Here is a 19900-nt window from a genome sequence, read left to right as displayed (position 1 = left end):
CGGGAGGGTCCGGTGGGGGTACGGCCTGGTGACTGGTCACCGCTCACACTGTCGGGTGACCCCACACCTGGCGATCCGGACGTGCTGCTGCGCGTCGCCAGCTACATGGACGTCATGGCCGACCACGCCAAGACCGCCGACGACGGGCTCGCCGCGGTGCTGCGACAGAGCGGCGACGGGGCGTTCGTCGGCAAGACCGCAGACTGGCTGCGCGAACAGATCAGCAAGGAGATGAGCGGGTTCATCGCCGGGGTACGCACGGCCTTCTCCGCCGCCGGGCCGGCCATCCGCACGTACGCCGAGGCGCTGCGCGAGGCGCAGTCCAAGGCGGACCAGGCACTGCGCGATGCGGCCGGGGCCGGCGACGACGAGGAACGCATCAACGCGCTCAAGGCGGACGCGGAGAACGCCGCGGCCGACGTGAGAACTGCGGCGGGGACGGCCCGGCAGTCCCTTCTCGACGCCACAAGTCACATCAAGTCGCCTGTGACTCCCAAGTCGGCCTGCGAGGTGTTCTGGGAGATCTTCACTTGGCTGACCCTCATCGTCACCGTGGTCGCCGTCTTCGTCGGTGGCCCGCTCGGCCTGATCGCCTTCGCGATGAACGCCGCCCTGGCGGTGAAGGCGACCCTGGACTTCGCGATGGGCAAGACGAACGCGCTGGGTCTGGCGCTCGGGCTGCTCGGACTACTCGGTCCCAGTACCCGACCGCTGATCGCCCTCGGCGACCTCACCAAACTGGCCACCACCGCGTGGCGCAACATCACCCAGTTCAGCCGGAACAGCTTCACTCTGGCGCGCACCGGCATCAACGACTTCTGGCGTACGGTGTCGACGCTGAGCCTCAGCGTGGCCATGCGCGGAATCGGCGACATCGGGGTCACCCTGGCCAACTCGGTGAAGGTCGGCGCGCTGATGATCCCCCGGATCGTCGGCCCGATGGACGGACTGGCCGCCCGGGGATTCGTGACCCTGGAGAAGTTCACCCTGGTCACCGTCCCGGCGACGGTCGTCAGAATGGGCAACATCGGACAGCAGGGTCTGGTCAAGCTCGCCGGTGTGACAGCCGACGCGGGCCGGTTCATCGCCGTCAACGCCGTCAGGTTCGGCAACCTGATGGCGCGGGAGTTCGGCGGCTGGCAATGGCTACGGATCTTCCTGCCCCTGGCTGGTCATGAGATCCGCGCCGTCGGAGTGTCCGGGGCGTTCAAGCTCGGAGTGCTGGGTCGCGGGCTCGGACTGACCCGGTTCGACGGACTCGCGGCGCTCGGCGGTGGCGTCCGGCTCGCCAACGGCCTCACCACGGTGCACGTCGTCAAGCCCGGCGGAGCGCCGCCACCCGCCGGTGGGATCAACTTCAGTCCGAGCGGGCTGCACCTTCCCGACCTCATCGAGAAGCCGATGATCGGCGCTCCGTCGACGCAGCAGCTCAGCTTCTCGGCCCGCAGTCTCGACCTGTCCGCGGCACGTGGCGCGCTCGGCCTGCATGACCTCGCGGGGCTACGCGGCGTGCAGAACCTGGACGTGTCCGTGCCCGTGCCGGGGACGGCCGGTACGGTCACCCCGATCCCCGCGACCAATCTGCCCGGTGCCGCGCACGCGCTCGACCTGGGCCACATCTCCAGACTCGAAGTACCGACAGTCGGCACGGTCGCGGGGATGAATCAGGTCACCATGCCCACGGTGGCCACGCCGGGCGCGGTGACCCTGCCGAACATGCAGATCGGCAACCTCAGCACCACGCTCAACCGGGCTGTCGGCGGCGTCGACGGGCTGGCGGATTTCGGTCGCGCCGAGCTGCGCAACCTGCACATGGGCGAGGTCAGCGCGATCCGGGTCTCGGAGACCGGGGTGGCGTTCAACCTCGGCGCGCCGGAAAAGGCGTTCGGTGACGTCAGCCCTGCCTCGCCCACGCCCACCTCCACGTTCACGCCCACCTCCACGTTCACCCCCACCCCGACGGGTTCGATCTCGTCGGCGGCCCCGACGGGCACCACCCGGGTCGACGCCCTCGCGCCCAACCCCGTGCAGCTCGGCAAGGCCGCTGACGCGACCACCGTCCACCAGGCGTTGAACCTGCTCGATGAGCCTGGTACGGCGGCGCTCACCGCTCTGCACCGGATGGATCCGCCGACGGTCGCCGCGCCTACCAGCCTCGGCCGTGACCTCTCGGTGCCCGCACCGCCCCGCCTGGATCAGGCCGGCGGCCCGTCGCCGCAGCAGCTCACTCACCTGCACGCGGTGGAGCAGCTCAAACAGGCACAGCACGCGCTGGCCAACGTCTCCGGGGACGCGTTGGCCGTGGCCCGCGCCGAAAGGGACGTCCGGGTCGCCGAGGCGCTGGTCCGCAGGACCGCCGACGGAGTGAAGATCGAAGCCCGCGAGGTCTCCCGTACCGTCGATCCCCCACCGGCCTATCCGACCGGTACGGTCGCGCCAGACCTCGCGGCGGCCAACCCGACCACTGCACCCGACCTCGCGGCGGCCAGACCAGCCACGACGGTGGACGAATCGGTGCAGGCGCTGCAGGACCGGCTGGACAACCTACGCGGCCCCGACGCCCCCCGTACCGACCTGGCCGCGCTGGAACTCGAGCACCGGTTCGCGCAACTACGCCCGACGACGCCGGCCGACCTCGCTGACCTGCCTGCGGTCCCCACCCACCAGCCCGGCACCAGCACGGCAGAATTGGAGAGCCGGCTGGCCGCGCTGCGCGGCACCGATCTGCCGTCCCCGGCGGCCCGCCAGTTGGAGCTCGAACACCGCCTCAACCAGCTCCGTCCGGGTGGGGCAGCCGAAACCCGCCCGGTCGATCCGGCGATGTTCCCGGACGTCCCGACCATCTCCCCGGCGGAGGCCACCGCCCGCGCCACCGCCGTCGAACGCCTCGCCGACCTGGAAGCGCAGTTGGTCGCCGCCCGCGCCGAGGAGACTCCCACCGGCGTCGGTCCGACGCGACTCGACGACGCCGGGGCTGCGTCCACGCCGCAGGTCGACACTCTGGGCCGACCGCAGACCCCCGACCAGATCGCTACGCCGGGCCGAGCTGACGGGGCGAACGGTACGGGTGCCGGCGACGATCTCCTGGACCTGCCGGCCGTGCCGCGCACCGATCCGGCGGCCACTCCCGACCCGGCCGCGCTCAGCCAGCGGTTGACCGAACTCGTCTCCGACGCGCGGAGTGTCGACCTGCCCGATCAGGAGCTGAGGGTGCTGAGCACCGAGGTCCGTACCGCGATCGAGCAGGGCCGGCACGGTGACGCGGCCCGAGGACTCAACACCCTGCACGACCGGATCGACCGGCAGGCCCTGTTCCAGCGGCTCGACTCCTACCGGGCACATGTCGACGCCGGGCACCACCGCGCAGCGCAGCTGGGCATGGACAAGTCGACCTGGTTGCAGCACGCCATCGACATCGAGCGGGCGACCGCCGCTGGGCGCACCGACGAACTGCACCGGCTGCTCGACGCCTACGAGAACAGCCTCGCCGGCAAACTGGCCGAACAGAAGCTGCACGACCAGGTCGTACCCGATGCCGCCCCGGGCCGCTCCCCCGACGGGGCCGGGTCGACGGGCGACCTCGACGAGTTGCAGGCCCGCCTCGACGCGCTGCGTGGCGATCACACCCCCGACCCGGGGCTCGCCGACCTGGAGCTGGAGCTGCGCTTCGCCAACCTGCGCGGCACCGACGGCCCCGACGTACCGCTCCCCCAGCTTCCGGAGCCACCGACGTTGCCGCCCGGCGGCATCGACGACCTGCAGAAGCGCCTGGACGCGTTGCGCGGGGACAGTGGTACGCCGGACCTGGACCTCGCCGGCCTGGAACTGCGCCACCGGCTGGACGCGCTACGCGGAACCGACCCGGACACCCCACCGGTCAGGCTCGAGGACCTGCCCGACGTACCGACGACGCCGCCCGGCGCCCTCGACGACCTGACCGATCGGCTCGCCGACCTGCGCGCCTACCGGGAAGAAACACTCGGCATGCCACCGGCCGAGCGGGCCGAATGGAATGCCGAGTTCGCCCGGGCCGGTGACGAGGCCGCCGACGCGGCCGTGCTGGCCCGGTACGAAACACGCATCACGGCGCTGGAGCGCGAGGCCCGACTCGCGGAGCTGCGCGACGGCACCGGCCCGCTCTCCGCCGACGAGTACCGGACCTGGCAGGACGCGCTCGTCCGGGCTGGCGACGATCACGCCGGCATCGACCATGTGCTCTCCCGCTACGCCGCCCGGCTCGACGAGCACCGGCTGGACACCACCGCCCAGATCAACGCCGCGCTCACTTCCCCGGACCACCTCCGCCCGCTCGACTCCCGTTTGGACGAGGCCCTCGGCGGGCTGTCCCAGGGCCTGCGGAACGACACCGCGGCCCGCTACACCACCCTCGGCGACCGGCTGGCCCAGCTACGCGGGGCGGACGCCACTGCGGCGTCCGGCCGGGCCGCAGACGAGCTACCGACGCCCAGGCCCCGGCCTGCCGACCCGACGATCGGCCACCGGCTCGATGAGTTGCCGAGCCCGCCCCGCGACCTGCCGACGACCAGCCCCGGCACCTCGGCAGCGGACGTGCCGCCGGGGACGAAGCCGGCGGAAACCCCGGCGGTCACCAAGCCGGAGGTCACCAAGCCGGGAGTCACCAAGCCGGCGGACACCCCGGCGGGAAACCTGACGGCGACGCCGGCGCGGCCGACGCCGGACGCACCGGCGCGGCCGACGCCGACGGCTGGCGACGAGGTCCTCGAACTACCGGAACCGGGCCGCGTCGCCGACGATGTCTCCGCCAAGCCGGCCGACAAGCTCGCGATGCCGCCACGCGATCTGCTCGGCGACGGCCGACCCGCCGGCCCGGCCCGGGTGATCGAGGTGGACGCCGAGCGGTGGACACCGTTCAAGGACGCTTTCCGCTTCGAGCCGACCACCCCCGGCCAGCCGCCGAAGGTGACCCGGCCCCCGGCCAGCGGCGAGCGGGTCGGCGTCGGCTATCGGCTCACCGTCACCGACCAGGACATGCACTTCGCGTTCAAGCTGCGCCTCGACGCCGCGCCCGGCGTCACGGCGCAGGAGATCGCCGAGGTGAAGACCCGCACCGTCGAAGGGCTGCAGCGGTACGTCAACTCTGCCGAACACCGACTGTCCGGGTGGGACGTCCCGATCCGGGTGACAGTGGACTTCGTCGACGACCCGGCCAAGGCACGCGGCACCATCACGGTCGTCCCGGCCGGCACGCAGATGTCCCAGCAGACCTGGGCGGCCGGCGCGTCGCCCGCCAAGTACGCCCACGAGATCGTGCACCAGCTCGGCGTGAAAGACAGCACTGCGCCGCCGAACGCGTTGCTGCACGACACCCACCAGCCGGAGCACGGCGACCTGATGGGCAGCCACCCGCACGACGCCGACGAGTTCGTGCTGACCCCTCGGGCCCTCGGCCAGATCGCCGACGTGCTGGCACCGTACTTCTCGGGCTCCACCGCCCCGCGTCCGGTGCCGGACACCGTCACAGGCAACATCGCCGAGGAATTCTGGGCCTCCGGTGTGGACATCCCGCCCAAGGTCGGTGCCGAAGAAGCCACGGTGCATGCCCCGGCCACGACGGCGTCCACCACGTCAGGCACCGCACCGGCGCCGCTGGCCGCCGTCGTCAAGAGCAGCACCACGCCCAGGATCACCGTGACCGCGCCGGGTGAGGACATCCAGCTGACGGTCCTGGAGCCGGTGACGACGATCGACAGCCCACTGCCCGGCCTCTACAAGACCCGGCCCGACCTGCTGTACACGCCTGACACCATCGACGACCTTGACGGCCTGATCCGTGGCCTCGACCAGAGTGTCGCCGACGCGGTACGCACCCGGGTGGCCGGGAAACTGCCGCTGGTGCCGGGGCTGTCCAAGCTCTCCGTGCAGACCGACGAGATCGGCCAGGCGCTCCGCGACGACGGAAAGTCGTTCTTCACCACCGGTGGCCGGAGCTTCGACGTCCGTGACGGGCTGCTCGGTTGGCACCGGGTCACCGTCACGCCGACCTGGTCGCCGGCCGAGGCCAAGGTCATCGACCAGTCCGAGGACAAGGCGAAGTTCGACACCCGCAGTGACCAGTCCGGTGGGACCAAGCATGCGTCCACCAGCGGCGGCTCCGGGTCCCTCGGCGCCGGTACGATGTTCCCGCAACGGGTCGGTTACGGTGCCGGTGGCTCCATCGAAGTCGCCCTCTCCCGGCCGCTGGAGTCGTTCGAGGACGGCGTCAAGCTGACCGACTCGCACAACGTCCGCAGTGGGTCAGGCTCTCACCTGGTGGCCGCGCCGGTCGGCTTCGAAGTCGTCGTGACAGACCCGGCCAGGCCGCTGACCGGTCCGAAGGCCGCCGAGCGGCACGTCGGCGAGCCGGTCCGGGCCGACGTGACGTTCCGTAGCGTCGACGACATCGCCAAGGCCACGCCCCGTGACCCCGACTGGCTCACCATCGACCCGAGCAGACACACGTCGATGCTGGTCGAGAACTTCACGCCGATACGGATCCTGCGCGCTGGCGTCGGTCTGGCCGAGGGCACCGACCCGACGGGGACCTGGAACGACGTGATCGAGGACGTACTCGTCCTGCTTCAGCCCACCAAGGCCGTCGGACCGGGCACGCTGGGGGCAGGGCAGGCCCGTGGCCTGTTCAAGGAGTCCGCCATGGTCGGCAATCTCATGCCGGCCCTGGACACCGTGGTCCACCCACCGACGATCACCAGCGCCCACGGCGCGCACGCGCTGTCACTGGAACTCACGGCGAGCATGCCGAAGCTGTCCATCCTGGCCGACGTCGCCAAGACCTCCTTCCGTTGGCAGCCGGGGCAGAGTGAGGCGACGAAGCTGGCCCACTCCAGCCGGGTCGGCATGGGTCTGTCCCTGGTCCCCGCCCGCTGGGCGTTCGGCCCCGGATACGTGCAGGCCCGGCTCTTCGGGGGCTTCCTGCGCTCGATGACCGCCTCGGTCAGCCAGGGCGGCACGTCCCGGACCGGCACCGAGTTCAAGGACATCGCCAACGTCCTGGTGGAGGCGCACTTCCGGGTCACCGTTGACGCCGGGCTACGCGAGGTGCCGGGCAGCCGGGTGTTCGGCGAGGGCACGGTCGCGCCGATCACCGTGGATCTGGTGGTGCTCGGCCACCTACCGGCGGTCCGGGTCGCCCAGCTACTCAATGACAGCAGCGTGCTGATCCCGTCCCCGACGCAGTGGTACGTGCCGCCGTACGCACTCAGCGGCGGTGGGCGGTCCGTGCTGTACGGACTCAGCGGGTTCCAACAGCTCTATCTGGATGTGGCCGGGCTGATCCGACGCATCGAGGGCGGCTTCCTGCCCGAGTTCGGCAAGTCCGGCAAGGTCAAACGAATGGCCACCAGCCGCGCGGCGGTCGAACGGCAGGCCAACCAGGACGCGTTGGACCGGGTGCTGTCCATGGCCGGGCTGCGTCAGGGCAAGGGCAATCTGCTCAAGACCGGTCTGATCGCCGAGCTCAGTCGCACCAAGAAGTTCGGCACCCGGCACGTCGTCGTGCACGTGACCGCCAGCTACACCAAGGCCTTCCAGCACCTTGGCATCAGCAAGGGCGACGCCGTACGGACCACCCACACCGACGCCTTCCAGGAGAAGATCAGCGCCGGCAGCCAGTGGCGAGGTGCCGTAGCGTTCGAGGGCGGTGGCGTCTTCCGGCTCACCGGCAACACCGCCGGCGCGTTCGTACCCGGGGGCGCGGTGGAACTGCGTGGCCGATTCGATCGGCAGAGCAGCGCGCAGCTCGGCGGTCAGGAGAGCCGACTCAACGGTGGCACTCCGGACTCCCAGGCATTCGGCAACGACCTGCAGATCACGGTGCAGGTGTACGCGTACACGAAGCACCTCGGCCCGGACCCGAAGTCCCGCGTCAAGTTCGGACGGGTGATGCGCCAGCGGCTGCCTCGGCCGGCCACCGACTCGACCAGGGTGGTGAACCCGACCCACGAGCCGGCCGCCCTGGTCGGCGGAAAGAAGTTCACCCGATTCCGACTGGTCGAGACCCGTCCGGTCACCGTGCAGTTCGACAACGCCTCGGTGCTCGCGCAGCCGATCAGTCTGCCCGCCACGTTGACGCCACGGCCCGATCCGCTGGCGGTCGACCGGCGGACCCAGCTCGAGTTGAACGGGTTGCGCGACTGGGTCGACGCGGGACCGAAGTCGGCAGTCGACCGCTGGTTGTCGGTGGAGGACTTCCCGGGTAGCGCCCTGATCACCGCGCTGGCCAGGGATGCGCTCTACGCTGCCCAGCACTACACCGACACGGTGTCGCGTACCAAGCTGGGCGGTCTGCGCGGCACCGACGGGTTGGCCGAGGGGATGCCGGTCTGGGCCAGCATGATCGACCGGCTCGGCGAGTCGCGGCAGATCCACGGCCTCGGTCTGATGCTCGGCGGCGTCTGGCACGTGGACAAGATCACCTCCGCCGAGGACGGCGCGGCCACCGACCTGGCCATCGCGGTCGCGTTGACCAATCCGACCATACTGCCGGCGTACGCCAACATCACCAACGAATCCGCCTCGGTCGGATCGGTCGAGATCAGCGCCGCCCGGACCATCGAGAAACAGCTCGCGTTGCGCGCCAACTTCTCGGCGAACGTCCGCCGCGTCGGCACCAGCACCGGCACCACCCACGGTGGCGGCGCGGTGTTCCCGGCCACGTACGAGAAGGTGCTCTACGCCGGTTCCAGGCGCGACACCAAGAGTGTCAGTGGCGCGATCGAACGCAACGCCAACAACCGCAAGGGGAAACAGCGGTCGTTCCTGGTCGCTTTCGACATGCGGGTATCCGCGGCGGTAGAGATCACCAACGATCCGGACCGGTACGCCGTCATCCCACAGTCGTTGCGCAGCGGCGAATGGCTGCATCATCACAAGTCGGTGGCCCGGCACGGCACCATCACCAATGCGATCTTCCTGCGGCTGTCCGCCGCCACCATGGTGAAGCTCGGCCTGCTGCCGAAGCTGGCCGGGGACCCCGGCATGATCAGCCAACCGTGGCTGCCGACGATGCCTCCGGCGCTGACCCTACCGCCCGGACGCAGCCTCGGCCTGGGTCTCTACACCTTCGACGACACCCCGACCCTGACCGAGTCGATGACCACCGCGCTCCGGTCCGAGGCGGCCAAGCTCGGCCCTGACAAGGGCATGGTCAAGAGCCTGCTCGACATGGTGCAGGGCCGGATCACCAACCGGTCGATCGGCAAGGTCTCCGACTCGCTCTCCGGCCCGGGGCTCGACGATCCGATGCTGAACCGCCGTCGCCTGCTCTACCTCCTCACACCCGAGGGGCAGGCGCAGCACTGGTCCGCCATGGTCGACGGCGGGGTGTCGGTGCTGCACACGAAGCCAGGCCGGATGACACAGCACTCCCGGGACGTGCGGCTGATCGCCGAGCCCGTCGGCGAACCGAAGGTCCTGGGCTTCGTCGCCGACCACGACGACCTGGACATCAAAACCACCCACACCAGCGAACAGGGTGTCACCACCCAGCGAATGCATGGCAGCACCTCCACCATCGGCGTCGCCGGCACCGGGGTCTCCAACCACCAGGGCGAGAACCTCGCGGTCGGCATGGGAGACACCGTCGGGCAAGTGTCCCAGGTACTGAACGCACAGAGCGACGGATTGACCACGATCGACACGAACCTCAGCTCCGGTCGTGGGGTCAAGGCCAAGCTGGAGACCCGCGTCAAATACACCCTGGCCATCTTCGACAAGGGCAAGCGCGTCGACGGCGACCTGCTGGTCGTCCACGACAAGGTGGTCCAGGACCGGTGGGCCGACGACCTTCGGCCGCCACGGTCCATGCCGGCGGTCACGGCCGTGCCCTACCAGATCGTCGTGCCGGAGAAGTTGGCACCCGGCTGGCGGACTCTCAACGGAATGCCGCTGCCGCCGCGATTCAGCGCCGAGGACCTCAACCCGGTCGCCCAGGTGCAACAACTCGTCGCGAACCTGCTGGGCGACGCCGCCAAACGGCTCAAGACAACGGGGTACGCCGGCACGCATCAGATCCACCAGAGCCTCACCCCGGAAATCCTGCTTCCCGGCCTGCCGAAGCTGCTGACCGAAGCGGGGTTCGACCTGCCACCGGCGGTCAGCGCCCAGATCTTCGGACAGAAGGCGACGATCAACATCAGGCTGCTGCCCGAGAGCGCCTCGCTCGGCGGCGTCAGCTCCGGCGTCTACCGCGAACACGCGCCGCAACAGAGCGGTGGCTACAGCACCGGCACCAGCGTCATCACCCAGAGCCTGCGGATTCCCCGCATCCCCCTGATCGGGCGCGGCTTCGCCGACGACCCGTACCAGGCGTTGGAGGCCGGCGGGCCCGGCGTCGCCGCCGGTGACACCCAGGCCGCCGCCGAGAGCGGCGGCACCGCCACGAGCGACCTGGGCAACGTCAAGCCGGAAAGCCGCTCGGCCGCCGTCGACTACCTCAGCCGGGTCGAGGTCACCGTCTCGCTGTCGTACTCGCTGCTGCCAGCCAGGACGGTGACGAGCGCCAGCCTGCCGGGCGAGTTGGTGAACGTATCGTTGCGGATGGGCCTGCATGACGCCCGGACGGCGCTGCACATCCCGAAGGACAGCACAGCCCTGGCCAAGGACTCGCCCGGCCGGGTCGCCGCCTTCGACGAGATCGTCGATCATGAGGCGAAGCTGGCCAAGGCGGCGGAGAGCTTCGTCGCGGCGGCAGACAATCTCGACCAGGCCCGCTACGACGCGTACATGGCCCAGGAAGGCAGCGCCGCACGCGTCGCCGCCGAGGCCAAGTTGGCCGAGCTGCACCAGGACTGGGATCGGGCCGGAAATGCCTGGTGGGATCTGCTGCAACGGCATCACGAACTGCTCGACGACTTCCGGCACCGGTACGTCGGGGTCCCCAAGGGCACCCCGGACACCGACGCGGCCGCACTCGCCAAGCACATCCAGACCGACAGCAGCCGCCGCACCCCGACCGACACCACCACACACCAACTCCCAGCCGACACCACCGGGACCTCGACGAGCGGGCCACAGGTGCTACCGACGCCAGGAGGCGGGTACTGCCAGCTCTACTCCACTGTCGGCAGTGCCCCCGAGCTGGTCAGCGCTCGGCTGGCCGCCGCAGGCCTGGGCTCGCCTGCCCTACACGCCTGGCTCGGTAGTCCCGAGGCCGTCCGCGCCCAGATCACCGCCTGGGCCGCCCACGCAGGTGGGTTGGTGCCATCGACCAGCCAACTCGGTCAGGCGGCGGAGCTGCTGCGGCGCCTGGTCGAACGCCACCTGGAGACCGTGGGCCCGGACGGCGTGCCAGCGGCAGCTCTACAGGGGTACCGGGACAACCGCGTACTGCAGTTGCGCGCCGAGGTGGACGCGATGAACCGCGACACCTTGCTGGGCCGGCTGCAGGACGCGGGCATCACGAGGCTGCGCGACCCCAGCCTGCCACCGGCCACGCAGATGCGCGATCTCTACCTCGACCAGCGAACCGCCGACCTGGTCGCCGCCGGATGGGACCCGGCGGCGGCCCGCGCCCACGCGGAAGGTCAGGTGCCCCTCACACCCACCACGGACGGCTCACCGCCCCGCGACCTGGCCGACGAGGCACTCTCGATGCGGGCCATGTTCGACTACCTCACCGCCAGCGGCCATCCGGTCGAACTGCGAGCACTCTCCGATGAGACGCTGCGCGACCAGCTAATGACACATCTGCTCCACCCGCTCCGACCGGCCGACGCCAGCGAGTTCTCCACCCTCACCGAGGCGGTCCGACACTGGGAATCTCGCTGGCAGGACCCGGTCGGCGAGGCGTTCGCCGGGCTGTTGGCGGCCGCGTTGGACGCCCGGATACGTATCCACGCACCCGAACACACCCAGACGATCGGCCGCGACTCCGCGCCCCTGTTCGACGTGTACCGGCGCAGCGACCATTACCAGGCGATGGTCGACCAGGAAACTGCTCCGGCGGAGTCGACACCGCCGAGCGAGCAGCCGGTAGCCGACTTGGACCAGCTGAGAGGTCCTGCCGTCGATGCGAAGGGCGTCAAGCCGTTCGAAATCGATCCGCCCGGTCCGGCCGACGGGCAGACCATCAGCGGAGACGCGCTGCGCACTCAGCAGATACGCGTCAACCCGGCCTGGATGCCGCTGTCCGACTTCACCCCGGAGATCTACGCCGGCCGACCAGACGCCCACTGGCACTACGTCGTCACGGAGTCGGACGACATCATGATCGGCAGTGAGGAGATTCTCACCGTCGTCTCCGCCAGACAGCTCGACGACCTCCACGCCGCGATGCGCACGAAGAACCCCGACCTCACCGTCGACCAGCTCAAGGAGAGCATCAACCAGCAAGGCCACCCGACCATCGGCGTACGCTTCGACAACGAGGGCCGCGCCTACGTGGGCAAGGAACGAATCAGCGGCGAACTACACCGTGACCCGGCCACCGGCCGATGGATCGTCGACGACAAGTCCGGCCACTACATGAGCGAAAAAATCCGCCCCGGACTCGACCCCGCCGACGTCAGACGCTGGCTCGACGACGTTGCCACAAGACTGAGCAAGCAGATGGGCGTACCCGTCGAAGCCCGCCCTTACAAACACACCACCACCGCACCAACAGCCACCCAAACCACCGCACCACCACCAGCACCGCCGGCACAAGTGACGGCACCGCCGGCACAAGTGACTGACCCACCGACGGTTGTCCACACCACTGCCGCCAAGACAACCGACGCCGCCGCCCCGCCAGCCGACGATCTGCGCACGCGATGGGTAAAGTTCAAGGCGCAGCGTATGCAGGCCGAAGGCACCGACCCGGTCGCGTCCGCGATCCTCGCCAACGGATTGACGGCCGACCGCGACACGATGCTGGCCGATCTGGCGACGGAGCAGGCCCACCCCCACGAACACACCGCGCCACCACCACCGGCCACCAAAGCCGCGTCACACGGACCAGCGGATACGCTCTCTCAGAGCATCTTGCCCGCAACGCACGACTCGTCGCTGGTACCGACGAGCGACAACCCTGACGGGCAGGCCAGCTCCGCACCAGTTGCCGGGGACAAGGAGGTGCCGTCGCGCGCCGCCATGGAACACTCGGCAACGGTCGCGGACGACGTACCCGAAACGGTCGGTACCGCCCCCGATCCCGAGCCCACGGCGATCGCCGGAAGCCAGCAGCCGGCGGCCGGGATGCAGGTCGAGCAGGAGGCCCTCCCGCAGGCGCGGCAGACCGGGATCACCGCGGCGGCACAGGACGTGGAGCCGGCGACGGAGGGCGGTCATGTCCGGCACCCCGTTCCGTCCACCGCTTCCAACAAGGTGGTCGCCGCGACCGACGGGTCCGAGCTGGCAGACGTCCCGGATCCCGCACATCCGTCGACCGGCGACGGCTCCGCCCCGAGCCAGCCAGATGGTGATCGGGTCGACGACACGACGCCGGCGGTGACGCAGGACACCGCGCAGACCGGTCCGGCGAACCAGCAGGGCTCGGGTAGCGAACCGACGCTGAGGCTGCGAGGCGGCGGCTCGGGCGGGTCGCTGCCGACCCTGATGGGCCTGGTCTCGGGCGCGCGGGCACGTAGCGGGATGTTCACTGCCCCGGACGCCGTCCATTTCTACGAAGAGGCAAAGCGGATCGGCTGGAACTCAGCGGGCGACGACCGCGTCGCGCAAGCTCTGCACAGGCTGGGGCGGCAGACCGGGCTGCGGTCGGCGCAGGACAAGGCCCGGGAGTTCGTCTGGCATGTCGTCACTACGGGTACGCCCGTTCAACCCGACATCGTCATCGACGACTCGCATCTCTTCCAGGCGGAGGTGCACGGACAGACCATCCAGGTCCGGGCCAGTGTGGAGGAGGATCCGGCGGGTCGGGTGGTACGGGTGGTGCGTGCTCAACCACCGTTGCCGCTCGACACCCACGTGGCGGCCCTCGTACAGGCCGGATGGACAGTGGTGGCCGGTGCCGGCGGCACCACCATCGACCCTGACGCCCAACTGGTGCGCCTCGACCCCACCGACGCGCAGGTGCACTCGGCGCTGCGCGACATCCACCAGATCGCCACCGATTCGCTCGGCGCCATCCACCTGGCCTACACCAACCGTGTTCTGGGGGCGGAGGCACTCGTCACTGAGGTGCCGACGTTGGTGGAGCAGGACAACAGACGACTTGTCGACAACGAAATGGGCAGCGTGATGGACGCCTGGCGGCGCCTCGACCGCCGGATGAGTTGGCTGCTGCACACGCCGAGGCCGCGCGGATACGAACGGCTGGTGCAGATGCCCGCCGGGCATCACGCCGATGCCTCCTTCGAGCGCTGGCGCTGGCAGTTGCGGCTTCGGTACGACCTGAACGCCGACCGTTCGCGGGATGTGCTGGTCCACGAGAAGTTCCACTCGAAGCAGGAAGCAACCGTGGCACGGTGGCGGGTAGCCGAGACCGGCGACCCGGGAGTGCTGGCTGGGCTGATCAAGGATCCGGAGGTGCACCGCGAGCTACTGGAGGGGCCGGCGAGCCAGCTCGACGCTTCGCAGCGGGAGGTGGCGGAGCTGCTGTCGCGGCACGGGCTGAATCACCCCGACCGGGCCGCGATCTACCAGCTTCTCGCGCAGCGAAGCGATCTGATGGCCCAGATGCGGCGGTGGTCGGCGGCGGCAGCGGACAGCGCGGCCGGAGAGCGGCTCCGGGAACGCGTGAAACGTGCGGTGAGCCAGGTCGGAACACTCGAGCACACGGCATGGGCCCTGTACCTGAGCCTGTTGCATGAGGCCCAGGCTTTCCTCCTGGGCCTGTGGATCCAGGAGGCCGGGTCGGTGCACCGTTGGGGCGCGGCGGCCGCTCAACTGCCCCCGGCCGACGGGTACGACAGCATCCCGCTGGGCACCCCGGAGAGGTACCCCCACATGCCGGCCGGGGCCGCAGGGGTCTTCCTCCGTCCGTCGTCCTCGACGACGCAGGCGCCGTCCCGGCTGCCACGACGGGAGGGCATGCTGCTGTTGGTTCAGGTCACCGACGCCGCCCAGGCCGAACGCGTGCTGCGCCGGCTGCGGGACGACCTACCTGCGGGAACCATGGTGGAGCTGCTGACCGCCGCGCCGGTCAGCGCCCTGCGGGCGGTGGAACTCGCCCGGGTGTTGGGCGGCGACAGTGTGCTCGCGCTCGACGTCGACCTGGTCGAGCCGACCGGGGCGGTGGCGGATCACTTCGTGGCCCGCAGTCGAGATCACCGTCCCTCCCTCGGCCCCGGGGCCCGCTACTACACGGTGCACACCGAACCGCAGCAGCAGTCCGTACTGGACTTCGAAATGGTCGCTCTGCACCGCATCGGCCCGGGCCGGTACCAGCTGATGCCGGGTTGGCATGTGCAGACGGTCGGCCAACGGGTGTGGATCGGGCCGGCGGACGAGTCGCCGGCCGTACGCGACGACGACCCACCAGTGGTGATCGGGCTGCCGTCCCAGCAGACCCCGTGGCCGGTATGGGTGCTCGGGACGTGGATCGGCCGCGCCCTGGCCAGCCACGTCGGCGCCACGACCGAATCGGGATTCGTACGGGTGCATCGGCCGGAGCCTCGACCCGTGGTACTGCCGGAGGCCACCGGCGACCTGCTGCATCCGGTCAGCGACGTCGAGCGTCGGACCGTCGTGGCGGCCTTCGGCGCTACGGCGATAACGGACGAGGTCGGCTACGTACCAGCGGAGACGAGCGGGCCCGACCTCGGTTTCACCGGTCACGACCTGGTTGCCGGGCTGCTGGACGTGGCTGGTGCCGCAGCGGTCGAGCAGAATCCGTCGGTCCTGGTCACGGCGCTGGACGGGCTGGCTGCGCGGCTCGCGACGGTCGCTCCGGCGATGGCCGAGGTGGGCGAGCAGGCCGCCCGGCACAACCTGCTTGCCGCCGGCTACCTGGTGGCCCGCGCGCACGGGGTGTTCGAGCTGACGCCGCAGCGTCTGGAGGCGGCGTACCGGGTGCTGGCGGCATACCACGACGACGGCCGGTTCCTCCTCGGAGAGACCGCGCTGAAACAACTGCTACGGAGCGTCAACTCCGACTGGTACGGCGACGTCGATCCGACGCGGCTGCAACGGCTGCTGGAGCTGAACCAGAACGGTCGCCTGGACAGGGACGACCTGGAAGATCTCGTCGAACGGGATGACATGTGGCTGTTGATCTGGCTACGTGATCTCCAGCCGATCGACCGGGCGGCAGGTGTCTGGTCGATGGGCGGCGCCGGCCTGAGCCCGGTCCTGCCCGCCGCCACCGACGAACTGGTCGTCGTCTACCGGGCCGGGCCAGACCTGCTACCGCTGCCACCGGCCGGCTCCCCGGCGCACGCCCGGGTCCCGACCGGCCCGGCGCTGCTGGCGCAGCTCGGCAGCATGCTGGGCCGACACCTCGGCGAGGGGGCCTGGATCCGGCTCGTTCCGGTGGTCGACGAGCCGGTCGACCCTGACCTGGCTGGTCGCTTCGCGGAGGGCCTCGCCGCGCTGCACCGGCGACGAGCCGACCGCATCACCCTGGACACGCCGATGGAGATCACCCTGGGCACGCCGATGGCGTCGATCCGCGACGCCCCGCAGGCATGAGGTGTGGCCCCGCTCCACGAGGTGCGCTCCCGGTCCAGGTCATCGGGGAACGGACCGGCACCGGGTTCGCCGGCATGCTGGACCAGGCGGTGGGCCCGCCGGACCTGCGGGTCAGGACACGGCGTTGCCGGTCACGCCGTACCGGCTCAACGCCCGTTGCAGTTCCCGGGTGGCGTTGTGGGTGCGTGACTTGACGGTCCCTGGGGGTACGCCCAGCAGCGTGGCAACCTCGCGGTGGGTACGGTCCTGGTAGTAGACCAGGAGCAGGGCCTCACGGTGCACCGCCGAGAGGCTACGCAGCGCCGGCTCCAGCACGGCCCAGTCCAGAGCGGCGTCGTACAGGCTCTCCGCCGGCTGCCAGACCATGGCCGTGACATCCTCGGCGACCTCGGTGGGGCGGGCCGCCACCCGTCGGGCCTGGTCGATGCTGAGGTTGTGGGCGACCCGCGACAGCCAGGCCTGCGGCGACCGGGAGCTGGCCACCGAGTCCAGGTTGCGCCAGGCCCGCAGCAGCGTCTCCTGGACCAGGTCCTCGGCGCGGTGCGGGTCACCGGGCACCAGGCGCCGGGCGTACCGGTGCAGCGCGGGCCGGCTCTGCGGCACCAGCACCCGCTCGTACCAGCTGACCAGATCGGCCTGGTTCAGCTGAGGATCGCACTCGAGGGTCTCCATCGGATACCTCATCTCTGGCCGTACGAACCGGTCAGGCAACCGAACCGGCGGCGGCCACGTCGGCCGCGGTGAGCCGCAGCAGGTCGTCGGTCGATGGGTCGGCGAGATCCGCCACCCGCTGCGCCTGGTGTTCGGTCATCCGCTGAAAGACCTGGCGGGCGGCGCGACCGTTGCCGAAACCGTGACCGTGGGCGGTCGCGGCGAACAGATCGTGTACGGCGACACGTGCGTCGTCGGCGAGCTGGTACTCGTGCTGCCGGCACTGGGCCTCTACGATGTCGGTCAGCTCGGCGGACCCGTAGTCCTCGAAGGTCAGCGTCCGGGAGAACCGGGACGCCAGGCCCGGGTTCGAGGCGACGAAGCGGCTCATCTCAAGCGGGTAACCGGCCACGATCACCACCACCTCGTCGCGGTAGTCCTCCATCAGCTTGACCAGGGTCGCGATGGCCTCCTGCCCGAAGTCGTTGCTGTGCCCGGGCGGAACCAGCGAGTAGGCCTCGTCGATGAAAAGCACGCCGCCGAGTGCCCGGCGGAAGACGGCCTGGGTACGCGGTCCGGTGTGCCCGACGTACTCGCCAACCATCATGGTCCGATCGGCCTCGACGAGATGGCCGCGTTCCAGCATGCCCAGCGCGGCGAGCAGCCGGCCGTAGAGGCGGGCCACCGTGGTCTTGCCGGTACCGGGGTTGCCGGCAAAGACCAGGTGTCGGCTCAGTGGCGGCGCCGCCAACCCGGCCTCTCGGCGACGGCGTACCGTCTGCATGAGTTTGATCTGAGCCTGCACATCCTGTTTGACCCGCTCCAGGCCGACCAGCGCGTCCAACTCGGCAAGCAGATCCGGCAGGTCCGCCTCGGTAGGTCGAGCCTCCTCGATCGGGGCTTCGTCGGCCACGGAAGCGCCGGCCATCGCCGGGACACCGGGTCCGCCGCCGGCGGCGAGCGCAGCCGGCGGCAACAACGACCTGGCCACCTCAGTCAGCCGGATCTCCTCGAAGACCGGCTTGGCCTGCGGGTCCACATCGACGTCGAGTTCGGTGTCGCGGATCCGGGCGCGCACGATTGCCGGTGTCGCCCCGGCACCGACGTGGATCGCCGGATACGCGCTGTCGGTGAAGACGCAGTCGACGTACCGGCCGCCACCGCCCTCGGCGACGAAGAGCGCGTTCTTCGCGCCCGCCGCGCACGACGTGGCCGTTACCTGCGGGCTGGCACCCGTCCACACCACGATGCCGGAGCCCTCGGCGTCGCGCACCGCGCACCGCTCCACGGTGCCCCTGCTGTCCTGCTCGAAGACGATCCCGGCGGTGCCGGCCCGGTCGATACGGCAGTCGGTCAGCTCCACCGTGGCACCGGCGCCGACCTGAACGCCGGCCCGGCCGCTGGCGTCGACCACGCATCCGGTCAGTCGCACCGGCCGGTCCGAACCGACGACCACCCCGTTGCGGTTGGCGGCCAGCACGGTGCTCGTGGCCGTCACCCCGGCGCTGTCGGCAGTACTCACACCGGCGAGCCCGCAGCCGCGCACCCAGCCGCCGGTCAGCTCGACGCTACTTGCCCCGATGGCGTGCAGCCCGTGCTCCGCCGACGGCCCCACCAGGGCCCCGGTAGCGATCAGCCGGCCGGTGCCGCCGACGTGCAGCACGCTGTACGTCGAATCAGCCAGGACGGTGTCGGTGAGGGTCACCGCACCGCGATCGGTGACGAAGATCCCGTTGCCGGCACAGCCGCGCACCGATCCGGCGGAGATGCCGACCTCGGCCTCGTCCCGGCACACCACGCCGGTCGCGCCTGCCCGGTCCACGTCGCAACGGGTCAGGACCAGCTGCGACCGGTCGGCGGCGACCACGCCTGCGGCGGCCGGATCGATCAGCCGGCACCCGGTCAGTTCCATCCGCGCCGCCCCGACGGCGAACACCGAGTCTCCGCCGCTGCGGCTCACGGTGACGTCCAGCCCGATGACCGTCGCCGACTCTTCGACCCGTACACCGTTGCGTCCAGCTGCGACGACCGTACAGCGGGCCAGCTCGATCCGGGCGGTGCCACGTGCCCGTACGCCGGATCCGGTGACCGAGTCGATCCAGGTGTCGCGCAGAGTGGCCTGCGCCGACTCGCCGGCCACCACGCCGATGCCGTCGACATCGGTGATGACGCAGCGTTCGAGCAGGACCATCGCGCCGCCGGTGGCGTAGAGGCCGGCCAGCCGGGCACCGGTCAGCCGGCAGTCGCGCAGCACCGAGCGGGCCTGCCCGCTGACTTCGATCCTGCCGCCACGCAGGTCGCAGCCGACGAATTCGGCGCTGCCGTCCTCGACCCGGAGCAGCGGTTCACCGGAGTCGGCACCGGCCAGCATCAGGTCGGTCAGCGTCACCTCAGCGGCGATCCGCACCGGGGTCCGCGGCACCAAGGACACCGTGCCCGGTCCTCGCTCGGCCCGGACCCGCACTGCGGTGTCGATGAGCAGTTCCTCGTCGTACCGGCCGGGTGCCACCAGCACGGTCTGCCCGGCCGAGGCTGCCCGCAAGCCGGCCGCGATGCTCTGTGCGGTACCCCGTTCGCCAGGTGCCACCCGGACGACGTCCGAGTCGGCACCCGCCCGGCGGCCTCTGAGTCGTACCATCTTCAC

At 70.5% G+C, this 19900-nt stretch carries 3 protein-coding genes; 1 reads left to right on the top strand and 2 read right to left on the bottom strand.

Going from position 1 to position 19900, the window contains the following annotated elements; genetic code table 11:
- Nucleotides 1–12 precede the first annotated feature (12 nt).
- Nucleotides 13–16605 carry a hypothetical protein gene (locus O7623_RS22300; RefSeq protein ID WP_282224960.1) on the top strand — a complete coding sequence of 5531 codons (16593 nt, stop codon included), beginning with the start codon at nucleotides 13–15 and terminating at the stop codon, nucleotides 16603–16605.
- Between the two features lie 111 nt (nucleotides 16606–16716).
- Here the strand turns inward: O7623_RS22300 and O7623_RS22295 are convergent, their stop codons facing one another.
- Together O7623_RS22295 and O7623_RS22290 are read right to left on the bottom strand one after the other, a co-directional pair.
- Nucleotides 16717–17277 (bottom strand): sigma-70 family RNA polymerase sigma factor, encoded by a 561-nt coding sequence (locus O7623_RS22295; protein WP_282224959.1) that lies wholly within the window; start codon nucleotides 17275–17277, stop codon nucleotides 16717–16719.
- Nucleotides 17278–17308: 31 nt separating this feature from the next.
- Nucleotides 17309–19894: a right-handed parallel beta-helix repeat-containing protein gene (locus O7623_RS22290; RefSeq protein ID WP_282224958.1), complete on the bottom strand. Its 2586-nt coding sequence runs from the start codon at nucleotides 19892–19894 to the stop codon at nucleotides 17309–17311.
- Nucleotides 19895–19900: the final 6 nt, after the last annotated feature.

It is taken from the genome of Solwaraspora sp. WMMD791, from assembly GCF_029581195.1.
Classification (GTDB): Bacteria; Actinomycetota; Actinomycetes; order Mycobacteriales; family Micromonosporaceae; genus Micromonospora_E.
This window is presented reverse-complemented; position numbering and strand designations above follow the sequence as displayed.

Excerpts from the sequence above, each read along its gene's own strand:
- O7623_RS22295 (WP_282224959.1), bottom strand. The coding sequence starts at position 17,277 with ATGGAGACCCTCGAGTGCGATCCTCAGCTGAACCAGGCCGATCTGGTC.
- O7623_RS22290 (WP_282224958.1), bottom strand. The coding sequence starts at position 19,894 with ATGGTACGACTCAGAGGCCGCCGGGCGGGTGCCGACTCGGACGTCGTC.